This window comes from Streptomyces sp. Inha503, assembly GCF_047215865.1.
Taxonomy (GTDB): Bacteria; Actinomycetota; Actinomycetes; order Streptomycetales; family Streptomycetaceae; genus Streptomyces; species Streptomyces lycopersici.
Genome location: NZ_CP178360.1, coordinates 10,704,265 through 10,718,157, shown reverse-complemented (window position 1 = coordinate 10,718,157; position 13,893 = coordinate 10,704,265). Strand labels below are relative to the sequence as shown.

General features: G+C 70.7%; 14 protein-coding genes. 7 read left to right on the top strand and 7 right to left on the bottom strand.

Annotated elements, in window-relative coordinates:
• Positions 1 to 69: 69 nt before the first annotated feature.
• Both ACJX2R_RS44640 and ACJX2R_RS44635 read left to right on the top strand, forming a co-directional pair.
• Positions 70 to 1,338: a VWA domain-containing protein gene (locus ACJX2R_RS44640; RefSeq protein ID WP_413104746.1), complete on the top strand. Its 1,269-nt coding sequence runs from the start codon at positions 70 to 72 to the stop codon at positions 1,336 to 1,338.
• Positions 1,338 to 2,213: a hypothetical protein gene (locus tag ACJX2R_RS44635; RefSeq protein WP_413104745.1), complete on the top strand. Its 876-nt coding sequence runs from the start codon at positions 1,338 to 1,340 to the stop codon at positions 2,211 to 2,213. Before ACJX2R_RS44640 ends, ACJX2R_RS44635 begins: the two co-directional genes overlap by 1 nt.
• A gap of 112 nt (positions 2,214 to 2,325) precedes the next feature.
• Here ACJX2R_RS44635 and ACJX2R_RS44630 read toward each other — a convergent pair whose 3' ends face one another.
• The gene (locus tag ACJX2R_RS44630; RefSeq protein ID WP_413104744.1) at positions 2,326 to 2,907 is read right to left on the bottom strand and encodes a TerD family protein; all 582 of its coding nucleotides are present in this window, start codon (positions 2,905 to 2,907) and stop codon (positions 2,326 to 2,328) included.
• Positions 2,908 to 3,014: 107 nt separating this feature from the next.
• On the opposite strand from ACJX2R_RS44630, the gene ACJX2R_RS44625 reads away from it, so the two are divergent.
• A complete protein-coding gene (locus ACJX2R_RS44625; RefSeq protein WP_037956606.1) occupies positions 3,015 to 3,383 on the top strand; it encodes a BlaI/MecI/CopY family transcriptional regulator in 369 nt (122 codons plus the stop codon).
• Positions 3,384 to 3,580: 197 nt separating this feature from the next.
• Entirely contained in the window at positions 3,581 to 4,297 is a 717-nt protein-coding gene (locus tag ACJX2R_RS44620; RefSeq protein WP_413104743.1) for a M56 family metallopeptidase, read from the top strand.
• Positions 4,298 to 4,400: 103 nt separating this feature from the next.
• Here the strand turns inward: ACJX2R_RS44620 and ACJX2R_RS44615 are convergent, their stop codons facing one another.
• The 4 genes from ACJX2R_RS44615 to ACJX2R_RS44600 form a co-directional block, all read right to left on the bottom strand.
• Positions 4,401 to 5,069, bottom strand: a complete 669-nt coding sequence (locus ACJX2R_RS44615; RefSeq protein WP_262697709.1) for a DUF305 domain-containing protein — start codon at positions 5,067 to 5,069, stop codon at positions 4,401 to 4,403.
• A 71-nt stretch (positions 5,070 to 5,140) separates the two neighbouring features.
• Positions 5,141 to 5,695 carry a hypothetical protein gene (locus tag ACJX2R_RS44610; RefSeq protein ID WP_413104742.1) on the bottom strand — a complete coding sequence of 185 codons (555 nt, stop codon included), beginning with the start codon at positions 5,693 to 5,695 and terminating at the stop codon, positions 5,141 to 5,143.
• A 98-nt stretch (positions 5,696 to 5,793) separates the two neighbouring features.
• Positions 5,794 to 6,273: a general stress protein gene (locus ACJX2R_RS44605; protein WP_413104741.1), complete on the bottom strand. Its 480-nt coding sequence runs from the start codon at positions 6,271 to 6,273 to the stop codon at positions 5,794 to 5,796.
• Between the two features lie 275 nt (positions 6,274 to 6,548).
• Positions 6,549 to 6,881: a hypothetical protein gene (locus ACJX2R_RS44600; protein WP_413104740.1), complete on the bottom strand. Its 333-nt coding sequence runs from the start codon at positions 6,879 to 6,881 to the stop codon at positions 6,549 to 6,551.
• A 122-nt stretch (positions 6,882 to 7,003) separates the two neighbouring features.
• Here ACJX2R_RS44600 and ACJX2R_RS44595 point away from each other — a divergent pair, with 122 nt between their 5' ends.
• Positions 7,004 to 7,372 carry an arsenate reductase family protein gene (locus ACJX2R_RS44595; RefSeq protein WP_020866139.1) on the top strand — a complete coding sequence of 123 codons (369 nt, stop codon included), beginning with the start codon at positions 7,004 to 7,006 and terminating at the stop codon, positions 7,370 to 7,372.
• Positions 7,373 to 7,487: 115 nt separating this feature from the next.
• Here ACJX2R_RS44595 and ACJX2R_RS44590 read toward each other — a convergent pair whose 3' ends face one another.
• Positions 7,488 to 9,122, bottom strand: coding sequence for an AMP-binding protein (locus ACJX2R_RS44590; protein WP_413104739.1), 1,635 nt, complete (start codon positions 9,120 to 9,122; stop codon positions 7,488 to 7,490).
• A gap of 338 nt (positions 9,123 to 9,460) precedes the next feature.
• Between ACJX2R_RS44590 and ACJX2R_RS44585 the strand changes: the two genes are divergently transcribed.
• Positions 9,461 to 11,464, top strand: a complete 2,004-nt coding sequence (locus ACJX2R_RS44585) for a M6 family metalloprotease domain-containing protein (protein WP_413104738.1) — start codon at positions 9,461 to 9,463, stop codon at positions 11,462 to 11,464.
• Positions 11,465 to 11,547: 83 nt separating this feature from the next.
• On the opposite strand, the gene ACJX2R_RS44580 is transcribed toward ACJX2R_RS44585, so the two are convergent.
• Positions 11,548 to 12,945: a M28 family peptidase gene (locus ACJX2R_RS44580; protein WP_413104737.1), complete on the bottom strand. Its 1,398-nt coding sequence runs from the start codon at positions 12,943 to 12,945 to the stop codon at positions 11,548 to 11,550.
• Between the two features lie 268 nt (positions 12,946 to 13,213).
• On the opposite strand from ACJX2R_RS44580, the gene ACJX2R_RS44575 reads away from it, so the two are divergent.
• The gene (locus tag ACJX2R_RS44575; protein WP_413104736.1) at positions 13,214 to 13,873 is read left to right on the top strand and encodes a hypothetical protein; all 660 of its coding nucleotides are present in this window, start codon (positions 13,214 to 13,216) and stop codon (positions 13,871 to 13,873) included.
• Positions 13,874 to 13,893: the final 20 nt, after the last annotated feature.

Sequence of the window (13,893 nt, the reverse complement as noted above, 5' to 3'; positions counted from 1 at the left end):
CGCGGTATGCCCCCGACCGTGGCACCCGGGCTTTTGGATCACTCGGATGATGCTCCATAGGATGCGGCGGTGATCATAAAGAAACGTCTGGCGACAGGCGCGTTGGGGCTGCTCGCGGCCCTCGCCTGCGGCCTGATATCCCCTCCCGCCGCCATGGCCGGCGAACCGGCTTCCGATTCCCCCAAGGTCGAGCTGGTACTCGATGTCAGCGGCTCGATGCGGGCCCGCGACGTCGACGGCGACACCCGGATGGCGGCGGCGAAGCAGGCGTTCAACGAGGTGTTGGACGCCACACCCGAAGAGGTGCGGCTGGGCATCCGCACCCTCGGCGCCAATTACCCCGGCAAGGACCGTAAGGCCGGCTGCCAGGACAGCGAGCGGCTCTACCCGGTGGGCCAGGTGGACCGCACCGAGGCCAAGGCCGCCGTCGCGACGCTGCGGCCCACCGGCTGGACGCCCATCGGGCTCGCGCTGCGCGGCGCGTCCAAGGACCTCTCCGGCGGCGAGGGGACCCGCCGGATCGTGCTGATCACGGACGGCGAGGACTCCTGCGGTCTGCCGGACCCGTGTGATGTGGCCAGGGAACTGGCCGCCCAGGGAACCCACCTGGTCGTCGACACGCTCGGGCTGACGCTGGACCGCAAGGTCCGCGAACAGCTCAGCTGCATCGCCGAGGCAACCGGTGGCACGTATACGGCGATCCAGCACCGGGACCAGCTCTCCAGCCGTATCAAGCAGCTGGTCCGGCGCTCGGCCGACACGCCCGTGGAGACGCCCACGCCGGTGCGGGGCGCCACGCAGTGCGCGAAGGCCCCGTATCTGGGCTCCGGCCTCTACAGCGACCGGGAGAGCTTCGGGGAACACCGCTGGTACCGGATGCGGGTGGCGCCCGGTCAGGAGCTGCGGGCCTCGGCGAGCGTGGCCGTGGACCGCGCCGTCGACCCGGACTACGGCGTGCTGGTGCGGGCGTTGACGCCGGGCGGCCGGGAGCTGGTGCGCGGCAGCGAGGCGGGCAGCGGCCGTACGGACGTCATCTCCAGCGGGCTGCGCTATCCGGTCGCCGATGTGGACGACGACGGGGACGAGACGGCGCGGACGGTGTGCGTGGAGCTGAGCCAGTCGTTCTCCGCGCCCGCCTCCGTCAAGCGCGCTCCGGGCCTTCCGGTGGAACTCGCCGTCGACGTGGTGGGCAACGACGATCCGCCCGCCGACGTGGCCGCCTTCGGCCTGGGCCGCGGCTGGTTGCTGCTGGGCGTGCTCACCGTGGGCGGGCTGCTCGTGGGGTTGCTGTGGGGCTGGCTGGCCCGCTGGCGTGTCACCGTCTGGAGGTCCAACTGATGCGAGCCCTGCGTACCCTGGGCGCCGCGCTCACCCTGTGCGCCGCCGCCTGGCTGACCGCCGCCGCACCGGCCGCCGCGGACGGTAAGGACAGCACGGACGGCAGGAGCGGCACGGAGGCGCCCACCGAGGCGGGAACGAGCTTCCGCACCGCCACCGAGCTCAAGCCCGGTCAGCGGGCCACCGCGGCGGCCTCCACCGGCGACTATCTGTACTGGGTGTTCCCGGCCGCCGCCGGGCAGGTTCCCGAGGTGGAGGCGGAGCTGAAGCTGCCCGACGCCTCGAGCCGCCATGGCAGCGCCACCTGGCAGCTGGATGTCTACGACGGTCTGCGCCGCCATCAGCCGTGCGCCTCGGGCACTCCGGCGCGCCGGGCGGCCCAGCAGGACCGGACGGTCACCGTGAGCTGCACCCTGCGCCAGGTGCGGTCCTGGTCCGAGCGCTGGGCCAACGACCCTCTCCAGGGCGCGTACTACGTGCGGCTCACCGTCGTCGATCTGCCCGCCCAGGACCTCGGGCTGCCGATCGACGCCGAGGTCGAGGCGTCCGTACGGGACGCGGGCGGGGCGCGTGCCGACGGCGGGGACATGACGCCGCTCAATCCGGTGCTGCGGGCCGGAACGGCCCCGGGGACGGACTCCGAGCCGCCGGACGACGACACGGCCTCGGATTCGCCGGACGACAAGGGCGGGGACATTCCGCACGCGGTCGCCGAGCCGGAGGACGGCTGGGGCTCCGGATGGTGGTCGGACCGGTGGGTGTGGACCGTGATCGGCGCGGCGCTGGCGGCGCTCGCCGGGGTGGGCGGCTACACCCTCACCCGGGGGCCGCGCTCTCCGGGCCGCCCGCCGATCGGGCCCGGATCCGACATCTGATCCGATGTCCGGAATCGGCGCGGGGCCCGCACGACGATCGTGCGGGCCCCGCGCCGCACCGGACCCAGGCGGCCCGGCCGCTCAGGAAGCTCTCGGGAAGCCGCCCGGCCGCTCAGGAATAGTCCTTGCCCATGAGCTGTCCAAAGCCTTCCGGATCCGCGTCGAATCCACGAATAGCGCTCTGAATTCCCCATTCCCCCGCGTCGTCCCGGGCGAATACCGCGACCGTGGCGGAAGTGGCTTCTGAGACACCGGTGAAGTCACTCGTCATGAGTTCGGTGTATCCCTCGAGAATCCGGACACTGGTGTTCGGGACATCCCCGAACGTCTTCCGCCCCGAACCCTGCTGGATGGTTATCCCGACGACCACCCGGGCGTATTCGGACGACAGCCGTTCGAGCTCGAGGGTCATGGACTCGTCGGTGCCGAGGCCCTGACCGGTGCGGCTGTCCCGGTTGAGGTTGATGGTGCCGTCCGGTGAGCGGCTGTCGAAGTGGACGAGGTACGCGGGCGCACCGTACGGATCGGCGGCGCGGTACGTCCCGGCCACGATGTCGAGATCGTGGGGCGGCTCACCGAGGGGGCTCGGATCCCACTTGAGCGCCACCTCGATTTTCTGAAGCCCCTTGTTGAGACCAGTCACCCGGACTCCCCTTCCCTCGAACCGTGCGGATTTGAATGCGCGTGGCGTCAAGCCTATCGCGGGGAGGGCGAGTTGAGGATTTTTCCACAGCCGGGTGCGGAGCCCCGCCGAGGGGTCTCTACTATGGGCCTCCGTACTAACGGCGGAAGGAAGCGTCCATGCGACGGTTGGGGGAGCTCGAGGCGGAGATCATGGACCGCCTCTGGGCTTGGCAGCGTCCCACGACGGTGCGGGAGATCGTGGACGACATCAACGAGCACCGCCCGGTCGCCTATACCACGGTGATGACCGTCGCCTCCATCCTCTACAACAAGGGCTGGCTGCTGCGCGCCAAGGAGGGCCGGGCGTGGGTGTACTCACCGGTCCGCAGCCGCGAGGAGTACACCGCGGCGCTGATGGAGGACGCCCTCGGCACCAGTGAGGACCGCTCCGCCGCCCTGACCCACTTCGTCGAGCAGATGGGCCCCGAGGAGGTCAGCGCGCTGCGCAAGGCCCTGCGGACCGCGGGGCGGCGGACCAAGGCGTGACGGCCGCCCTCGCCCTGGCCTGCTACGCCGCCGTGGTCGGCTCAGCGGCCCCGAAGGCGCTGGCGCGCAGCGCCTGGCCGCATCGCGCACCCGTCTTGGCGGTTGCCGTTTGGCACGGATTAGCCCTGTCGTTCACCATCGCACTGGCTCTGACCACTTATCACCTGGTCACCCCAACTTGGCATCTACGTAATGGAATGTCCGGCTTGCTCCGGATCTGTGGGTTGACGCTGAACGCCCGGATCCCCGGCACGGGCCCGATCGGCGTTCCGGCCATCGCCGTACCGGCCTCGGTGGCGTTGGTCCCGCTTGTCTGCTTCGGCCATGAGGTGCTGCGGGCCCGGCGCGTCCGCGCCCGCCACCGGGGCGTTCTGGACATGGTCGGCCGACGCTCGGCGCGACTGCGCGCCACCGTGCTGGACCATGACACGCCCGCCGCGTACTGCCTGCCCGGCCGCAGGCCGCGGATCGTCGTGAGCGCGGGCGCGCTGCGGCTGCTCTCCCCCGCGCAGCTGGAGTCCGTACTGGAGCATGAGCGCGCGCATATCGCGGGCCGCCACCATCTGGCGCTGGCGGCCACGGACGCGTTCGCCCGGGTGTTCCGGTGGCTGCCGCTGGCGCGCGAGGCCAGGGCGCAGACGGCGCTTCTGCTGGAGATGGCCGCGGACGACCGCGCAATGCGCCGCCATCCGCGCCAGGCGCTCGCCTCCGCCCTCTACACGATGGCGGCGGGCCACGCTCCCCACGCCCCCAGCGGAGCCTTCACCGTCGGCGGACCGGGCGCCGCGGTCCGGCTGCGGCGGATGCTGGACGCCCGGCGGCGTCCGCATCCGGCGCTGTGCGGCCTGGCGGCGGCGGTCGCGGTGAGCTTACCCCTGCTGCCACCCCTACTGGGCTGCGCCCCCGGGATGTAGCACTCCAGGCACGCCCCAGGACCCGCCCCGGACCACGCGGCCCGCCCCGGGCCCATGCGGAGGGACCGCGGGACCCGGGGCGGGGTGGGACGTGACGCGGAACTCAGAGCCGGTCGAGCAGGGTCCGCAAGGTGGTGACCTCGGCGGACTGGCTCTTCACGACGTCGTCGGCGAGCTTCTTGGCCTTGGCGTTACGGCCGTTCTTCTTCTCGTCCTTCGCCATGGCGATCGCGCCCTCGTGATGGTCGATCATCATGCTCGCGAAGGCCCGGTCGAAGGCGGGCCCCTTGGCGGCCTTGAGCTTCCGCATGTCCTCCTCGGACATCATTCCGCCCATGGCGCTCTTACCGTCCGAGCCATGGTTCATTCCGGGCATCTCGTCCGATGACGCCTTCTCCGGCTTGCCCCAGCCCTTGAGCCAGGACTTCAGGGTGACGATCTCCGGATCCTGAGCCTTCTCGATCTGCCCGGCCAGGCTCTTGATCCGCGCGTTCGAGGCCCGGTCGTCGGCCAGTCCGGCCATCTCCAGGGCCTGCTCATGATGCGGGATCATCATCTGCGCGAAGCTGACGTCCGCGTCGTTGAACGCTCCCGCGGCGGAGCCCGCGGTCGCCTCGGAGGTGGCGGACTCCTTCGCGCTCCCGTGGTCCATGCCCTTCATGTCGTCGTCCCCGCCACAGCCGGCGAGCAGCAGCCCTCCGGCGGCGACGGCGCCCACGAGCGCGAGACGGCGGTGGAGCGGCCGACGCGGGACATGCGTGAATGCGGTCATGTCGATATACCTCTTTTTGCCAAGTGTTGACTGTTCCATGGGGCGTACCGGCGCTTTACGCGCGGTTCGGCCTATATCCGCAGAACAGACAGGGCAGTGAGGTCGGGGCCGGGCGAGGGAGGATCGGGGCGCGCGACGACGGGCGCCGCCAGGGAAAGCCTCAGCGGCGGACCGCTCCGGCGGGTGAGCACGGCGTGCAGGAGCGCCCCGAGCACCCAGACGCCGAGCACCGCGACGCACAGCGAGGCCATGTCCATACCGGTCATGGGTTCGCGCGGCTTGCTCTCGGGCGCGGCCGGGGCATGCCCGGCATCGGCGGACGGCGCGGGAGCGGCCCGCTGAGGCCCGGTGTCGGTGGCGGCCGTACCGCCGCCGTGGTCGCCGCCGTACGCCCCGGGGGCGCCGCCGTAGACCCCGCGGTCGCCGTTGTACGCCCCGGGGGCGCCGCTGTCCGCCGCGGGGCGCATCTCACCGGGCGCATGGCTCGCCGAGTGGGTCATGCCCGAGCCGGAGCCGCCGTCGGGATGGCCCAGGGTGTGCATGACGAGGACCCCGAGCGCGAGCACGACGACGAGCAGAAGCCGCGGAAGGACTCCGTCCGCGCGCATGCTCCTGCCGGTGGTCACCGTCGCTCCTCGGGGTCGGTGCGATCTCTCTCGGAGTCACACCCTACTCCTAAAGTCATTAGTACGTGTGCGGACCCCGCCGAGTGCCCCGGAGCCGCTCAGCCCTCCCGCATCGCCAGCCTGGCCAGCATGTTCTTCGCGTCATCGGCGACCTGGGCGTCCGCGACCACCTCATAGCGCGCGGCCACGATCTGGCTCCGGGACGAGAAATCGCGCCGCCCTCCGGTCATCGCGTGCCCGACGAAACCGAAGACCGCCCCGAACACCGCGCCGTAGACCAGACCGCTCACCAGCAGCACGATCACGTTGTGGGCGCCCGCCGCGAACACGGACAGCAGCAGCCCGATCAGCAGTCCGAACCACGCCCCCGTACCGGCGCCCGCGAGCGCCGCACGGCCCCTGGTCAGCCGCCCGAGCACGGTCTCGACCATCCGGAGGTCCGAGCCGATGATCGCCGTGTGCTCCACCGGGAACTTGTTGTCGGCCAGGAAATCCACCGCGCGCTGGGCGCCGGCGTAGGTCGGGTACGAGCCGACGACCGTGCGGTCGATCACCTCCGACGGCGGTTGCTGGGTCATCGCTGACTCCCTCCGTCAAGGAGAGCGTGCGCCCGCGTCCGCACCCTCGCAACGGGAGGGACGCGGGGAAGAGACACGGGGAAGATCGGAGAAACCCGTCGAGGGTCCGCACGGCCGGATATCCGGAACGGCCACCGCGGCTCTCCGTGGAACATTTCCCCGGCGCTCTTCGCCCCTCAATTCCCACCCGGCCCGACACCGCGCGATTACCGGAACCCTCCGGTTCCTTTCCGCCGAGCGGAAAGGAACCGGAGGCGCGACGGACCTTGCGGGTCTCAGCCGCAGGCGGCGCGGCCGGTGTGGTCAGTGCGGTCGGTGTGGCCGGTGCGGTCGGTGTGGTCAGTGCGGATGAGGGAGCGCACCATCCGGCAGGTGGTGTCGGACGGCGGATGCACCCCGATCCGGGCGGCCGTGGTGCGTATCTTGCGGTCGGACGCCTGCTCGGGGCGGTAGACACCGGAGTTGAGCAGCGCGATGGCCAGCCGCATGGCCTTCAGACGGCGGTTGTGGGACTCGTACCACTCACGCGGGCGCCCGGCCGGCATCCGCTTCTTCGGCAGGGTCGGAAAGGTCGGAAGATCCTGAAGAGGGGGTCCGGCAACGGCCATCGGCAACCTCCTGAGTTGGTCGGGAAACCTTCCCTTCAACTCCCTCCATTCTACGGCCGGGTACTGACAAAGGCCCCTGGTCAGACCCCGTTCCAAGGCACTTTCGCGGTACCGTGTGCGGCATGGAGATCTGGATCAATCCGGCATGCTCGAAGTGCCGCAGCGCGCTCACCCTGCTCGACGCGGAGGGCGCCGGTTACACCGTGCGCCGCTATCTCGAGGACGTACCGAGCCAGGACGAGATCCGCGCGGCGCTCGACCGGCTCGGGCTGGAGCCGTGGGACATCACCCGGACCCAGGAGGCGGCCGCGAAGGAGCTGGGCCTGAAGGACTGGCCGCGCGAGGAGGGCGCACGGGACCGCTGGATCGCGGCGCTCGCCGAGCACCCCAAGCTGATCCAGCGGCCCATCATCACGGCGGACGACGGTTCGGCGGTGGTGGGGCGCACCGAGGAGGCGGTGCGGGAGGCACTGTCCCGGTCCCGCGGCTGACCTCACGGCCAGGCCACGGAAGCGCGCCGCAGGGCCACGGAAACGCCCCGGGGCCCCGTGTCGTACACGGGGCCCCGGGGCGTACGTGGTGCTCGGTACTGCGGGCCGGGGCGACTCAGCGGCTCCGCGGGGCGGCCTGCTGCGGGCGCAGCAGGAACCGCTGCGTCTTACCACTGGAGGTCTTCGGCAGCTCGGCCACAAAGTGCACCTGCCGCGGATAGGCGTGCTTGGCGTACCGATCCCTGACCAGCTGCTGAAGCTCGGCCGCGAGCGCGTCGCCCACCTCGGCCCCCGGGCGCGGCACGACGAACGCCTCCACGACCTCGCCGTACTCGTCGTCCGGTACGCCGACCACGGCGGCCTCCGCCACCGCGGCGTGCTCCAGCAGCACGGTCTCCACCTCGAAGGGACCGATGCGGTAACCCGCCATCAGGATGATGTCGTCGCCGCGCCCGGAGAAGAACAGATGGCCCTCCTCGTCGCGGGCGGCGGTGTCACCGGTGTAGAACCAGCGCCCGTCGGGGCTGAACTTCTCGGCGGTCTGCTCGGCGGCGTCACGGTAGCCCTTGAACCACATCAGCGGGCTTTCGGCGATGTCCACCACGACCCGTCCGGGGATGTCCACGCGGGCCAGCGCTGAGTTGGTGTCCTCGCGCAGCACCTTCACGCTCCAGCCGGGCAGCGGACGGCCCATGGAGCCGGGCTTGATCTCGTCGCGCAGGTCCGGGTGCCAGGCATGGGCGACCACCATGCCCAGCTCGGTCGAGCCGTAGTGGTCGCGCACGGGGACGCCGAGCGACTCGAGCGCCCAGTCGACGACGTCCGGGGGCAGCGGTTCGCCCGCCGCGGAGCAGCAGCGCAGCCGCAGATCGGCGGGGGCGGGGATACCGGAGGCGCGCAGCTTGCGGTAGACGGTGGGCCCGGCGGCGAAGTTGGTGACACCGAAGCGGGAGAGCACCTCCCAGGTGGACTCCGCGGAGAACAGGCCGTTCAGCAGCAGTCCGCGCTGTCCGAGGGCGAGGGGCCCGATGAGCGCGTAGTACAGGCCGTACGCCCAGCCCGGGTCGGCGGCGTTCCAGAAGACGTCGGTGGGCCGGTGGTCCAGGCCGAACCGCTGGTACATGGCGAAGCCCGCGACCGCCCGCAGCGGGATCGGGACGGCCTTCGGCGTGCCCGCGGTGCCCGAGGTGAACAGCTCCACGATGAGCCCGTCGCCGCCCACGGCCACCGGCTCGGACAGCGGGTCGTGCCCCTCGGCCAGCTCCGCGAAGGACAGATCGGCCCCGGTGACCGGCCCGGTGGTGACGATCCGCCAGGGGCGCTCGCCGGGGAAGCCCGACTCCGGGTCGAGCTTGGGGCGTTGGTCGGCGTCGCTGATCACGACCTTCGTGTCATTGCCCGTGATCCGCAGCGCGATGGCCGGTGAGGCGAACGCGGTGAACAACGGCACCTGGACGGCCCCGAGCCGCCAGATCGCAAGGCTCGCGACCAGCAGTTCGGCGGATTTGCCCATCAAGGTGGCGACGCGGTCGCCCACTCCGACCCCCAGGGCGGCCAGGGCACCGGCCATGCGCGAGGAACGGTCACGAAGCTCCCCGTACGTCATGTCATGACCGGTCATGTCCTTGCCCACCACAGTGAACGCGACGGCGTCGTCCGGGTGCCTGTCGCACAGCAGGTACGCGGTGTTCGCCGCAGGCTCACCGAAGGTCTTGAGCAGGTCAGCCATGCGCTGTTCTGGGCTGGTCAAGAGGGCTCCTAGTGCTGGTATCCACGAGTCGCGCCGGACGGGAGGGGCCGGTGCCCGGCCTCGGGCGAGCGCGGACGCACCTCGGGGGCGCGAGCGCACCTCACCTTCCGGGGTGGGCTGTCCCCGGGTTGCGCTGACGAAGTCCCAGGCGGCGGCAGCTCCCGTTGGCCGGTACACGCTATCGCGCTTACGTCCCGGGGCGCTCTGGCGTCCCCCCTTTCCCCGGTCCTACCTTTGGGCAGCGGTAGGCATACCGCTCGCACGGCTTGTCATGTCTGAGCTCCGAGACGCCCGACACGAGGTGAGCCTTGTTCCTCCCCCGAAGACCCGTCGGCCGGTTGACCGTCGTCGCCACCGTCCTCGCCACCGCGGCGGCCATCGCCGCCGGACCCGCGCGGGCCACGCCGGACGGCGCACCGCCGGCCGGGCCCGCCCGACCGTCGCTGGTGCGGCCGATCGATCCGCAGCAGTGGCGCAACCCCGACGACATGACCTGGGCCGACTACCGCGCGGTCCCCGGTACCCACTGGGCGGACCCCGCCGTCAAGCCCACCCAGCGCACCTTCAAGGGCGCGCTGGTGCTTCTGGACTATCCGGACGAGGAGTTCACGGTCAGCCGGCCGGCCGGGTCCACCCTGTTCGGCAATCCGCAGCCGAGCGCATCCGGTGTCCCGCGCGACCGTCTCCCGCGCTTCTACCAGGACTTCCTCAACACACCGGGGCCGCTGAACAACGGCCACACCATCAACGAGTACTGGATGGAGGACTCCGGCGGCCGTATCGGGGTCGATCTGACCGCCTTCGGTGTGTACCGCATGCCGGGCAAGTCCTATCAGTACGGCGTCGAGGACTCGATGAACCCGGGCGCCTGCCCGGCCGGGGACACCTGCGGCAAGGACATCCGGGAGGACGGCAAGGCCGCCTGGGTGGCCGATGTCGGCGCCGACGAGGCGGACTCGTTCGACTTCGTCTTCTATCTCACCGCCGGACAGGACGAGTCGTCCACCTGGCAGGAGTTCGGCCCGATGAAGTTCCCGGGCGCACCGGACGTACCCGCCGCCTGGGGGCCACCGGCCGCCACGGGCGACAACTCGGCCCGTACCCGCTATGTGCCGTGGACGTCCTGGCAGGCCGCCGCCCGTATCTGGCCCAACGCCGCCAACGGGTCGTCGGTGCAGGCCGAGAGCTCCGGCATGGCGGTGTACGCCCATGAACTCAGCCACATACTGGGCATCGGGGACAACTACAACAACCCGTACGGCACCCCCCTCAGCCGTTCGTACACCGGTATCTGGAGCATGCTCTCGCGCGGCTCCTTCAACGGCCCCGGCGGACCGCACACCCGCTGGCGGATCCCCGCCACGGCCGGGGGCTCGATAGGCTCCCAGCACGTGCTGCGCGACAAGCTGAAGCTCGGCATCGTGGACGAGAAGAACGTGCTGCGGCTGGACCGCGACGCGCTGAAGAACTCCGGCCTCGTCGTCGCCCGGGTCACCGCACGCTCGGCGCCACCGGGCGAGAAGGGGCTCTCCGGGGTCAACATCACCATGGGCGGCGATCTGTCGGAGCCCTGCGACAACGGCACCGACCCGCTGTGCGACGGCGGCGGCTACGACAACTACACCGTCGAGGTCGTCGACCGCATGGGGATGGACTCGTTCACCCCGGATCACGGGGTGCTGCTGGCCAAGACCAAGGACAAGGACCGGGCCCCGTTCGCCTGGGTTGTCGACGCCCACCCCGAGGACATCGACCTGGTGGACTTCCGGCGCCCCGACGGCACCGACCAGAAGATCACCATGGGCGACTACCGGCAGCTCAGCGATGCCCTCTTCCACGCCGGAGCCGACTCCGGCAGCCAGTACGAGTACATCGACCGGGCCAACCGGCTGCACTTCTATGTGCTCGACCTCAAGCGCGACAGATCCGGAGTGCTCTCGTACACCATCGCGGTGAAGTCCCTGGACGGCGCGGGACCGTGGCGCCGTGGAGTGGCCCTGCACCGCGGCGAGGCCAAGGGGGACCCCTCCCGCTCCCGGGCCATGTGCACCTTCGGCCTCGACAACACCGGACGCGCCACCGGGGACCGGGCGACGACTCCGGCCACGTCGGTGGACTCGGATGTCTACCGGCTGTCGGCGAGGGCGGTCGGCCGGGGCTGGTCCGCCTGGCTGCCCAACCGTCTCGCCACCGCCAGGGCCGGTGAGTCGGTGGATGTGGAGGTCGCCGTGGCCGCGAAGAAGGGTGCCGAGCGGCGGGGCGCGGTCGTCCTCACCGCCCGCTCCGAGAGCGATCCGCATCGGACCGCCAAGGCGCTGTGCCGGCTGTCGGGGCGCCGGTAGGGCGACGGGTGACGGCCCGCCGGAACCCGGCGGGCCGTCCCCGTTCGGCGGTCCCGTACCGCCGACGGTCTCCTTCGACGGTCCTACTCCGTCCCGCCGGCCGCGGTCTGGATCGGCACCCGGAGGGTGTCGGGCTCACAGCCCGCCGTACCGGCGATGATCCGCGCCGCCCCCTTGGTGAGCGGCACCAGGCTCTGCTCGTCCACCTTGTCCGGGGTGTCCCGCGGATCGAAGATGTACATGGGCGTGGTGATCAGCTGCACCAGCGGCACACCCGTGTAGTAGAAGTAGGCGCCGTCGGTGGCCGGGTTCGGCGCGAAGGCGGTCGGCGACAGGATCCATGAGCGGCGCAGATCCTCCGCCGCGAGCGACTCGGCCACCAGCTGTTCCAGCTGGGGCGCCTGGGTGGTGAACCACCAGCGCACCTCGGGGTCGTCGGTGGGCACGACCTCCCCGTCGACCACCTCCGCCTGGCGCGCGGCGTGCTCAAGATGCATTTCGAGGACGACCTGGGGGAACAGCTCGGGGTGCGCCGCGATGAACGCCTGGGTGCCCGCGGCGCCCGCCATATGGCCGGACGTGAGCACGAACAGCATGTTGTGCGGCCGCAGTTCCCGGGGCACCGACGCCCAGAACCTGGCCTGCGCCAGGACGAGCGCCACCCCGGAGGCGTCCTCCACGGCGGATGCCCAGGGACCGTCGTGGTGTGAGCCGACGATCACCCAGTGATCGGAGGCGCCGGGCAGGGTGCCCACCACGTTGTGGGTGGTCTCCTCGGTGATGGTGGCGTCGGAGACGATCCGGCCCTCGCACTCCCCCGACGCCATCAGCTCGCGGACCCGCTGCCCGTCCTTGCCGCTCAGCCAGATGCCGGGGATGGAGCGCCGTTCGGCGTCATAGGGCCAGTAGAAGTCGCTGGTCTCCCAGGGCAGTCCGGTGAGCAGGCCGACATAGGCCGTGGCGCCGTCCTTGATGGCGATGTCGAAGTCCAGCACATGGGGAAGGTCGAAGGGCACGGTCTGGACGAGGTCGGGGAAGACACCCTCGGGGTCGTAGGAGCCGGTGGCCCGGGCCCCCACCTCGGTCTGCGGCAGCTGGGTGAAGCCGATCTCCTGGACCGCGATGGAGCCCCGCACCTCCCCGTCCTCCATCCGCACCAGTCGGCCCTCGGTGCCCTCGGTCGGGGTGGTGTACGGCAAGGCCAGTCCCTCGAAGCCGATGACCTCATCGGGCCGGCCGGTGGGCCAGATCTCGAAGGCGGCGGACCGCGGCCGCCAGATGGGCGTGTCCAGCGGCTCCAGCCGTACGTCCTCCAGACCGGTATCCCGGAATTGTTCGGCGGCCCACTCCTCGGTCCAGCCGTCGGCCGGATAGCCCGCCCGGCGAATGCCCTGGCTGACGATCAGTTCGATCCAGGCCATCATCTCCTTCGAGGTGGGGGCCCGATCGATGTACTTCTCCAGCTCCGGCCAGCCGCTCATCGTCATCCTCCTCATCGCCATGGTCGGCATTCATGGTCGGTGGGCGGGCTAAAGCTGGGCTAATGCGAGGTCGGCACTCCCCTTTTCTCATCCGCGACGAGGCCACGTCTCTTCCGGGAGGACGCCAACGTCTCCTCCGGGAGGAGGCCAAGCCGGGCGTTAGACCCACTTTGGTGGCGGCACAAATGATGGTCGCCGTATCCGGACAAGCCGCCGATCAGGCGGCTCAGCCGCAGGTCAGCGCCCGATTGACGGTTGGGAGTCGAGTGTGCGTACCGAAAGCTCGGAGGAACGGGACCGGGAGCGGGAACCGCGGGGCACGGCCCGGCACAGGAGGTGGACCCGGCAGATCCCGGCCGGTGTCGTGGGTGTGGCCGCGGTGAGTCTGATCGCGCTCACCGTCTCCCCGGTGAACGCCGAGCCCGATACCAGAGCCAAACCGCCGCGCGGCAGGAATCCGCTCCCCGCTCCCCCGCAGATCCGCGATCTGGACTTTCTGCTCGGCTCCTACACCTGCGACTACACCCCACCGCCGGGCGGAAAGCCGGCGGTGCTGAAGCTGAACACCAAGCGGGCCATGGGCGGGCATTACCTCTATACGGACGCCACACTCGAACCCGGAAGCGTGGTCGGCCGTTCGTCCTTCGGCTGGAATCCCGTGGACGGGACATTCATCACCCAGTACCACGACAACTGGGGTTCCTCCGGAAACTACACCTCGTCCGGCTGGAAGGACGGCCATCTGATATTCAAGGGGCCCCTCACCCAGGTGATCACACCGAATGCCTCGGGGCAGACGACGGGCGTGAAGCTGGACCTCAAGGATGACTACCAGGTCCTCGGGCCGGGGCATTTCAAGGACACCACGAGCTTCACCTTCCCCGACGGAAGTACTTTGCAAGGCAGTTACGACTGCCGCCGCCAATAGCGTTCAGCGTTCCGGACCGA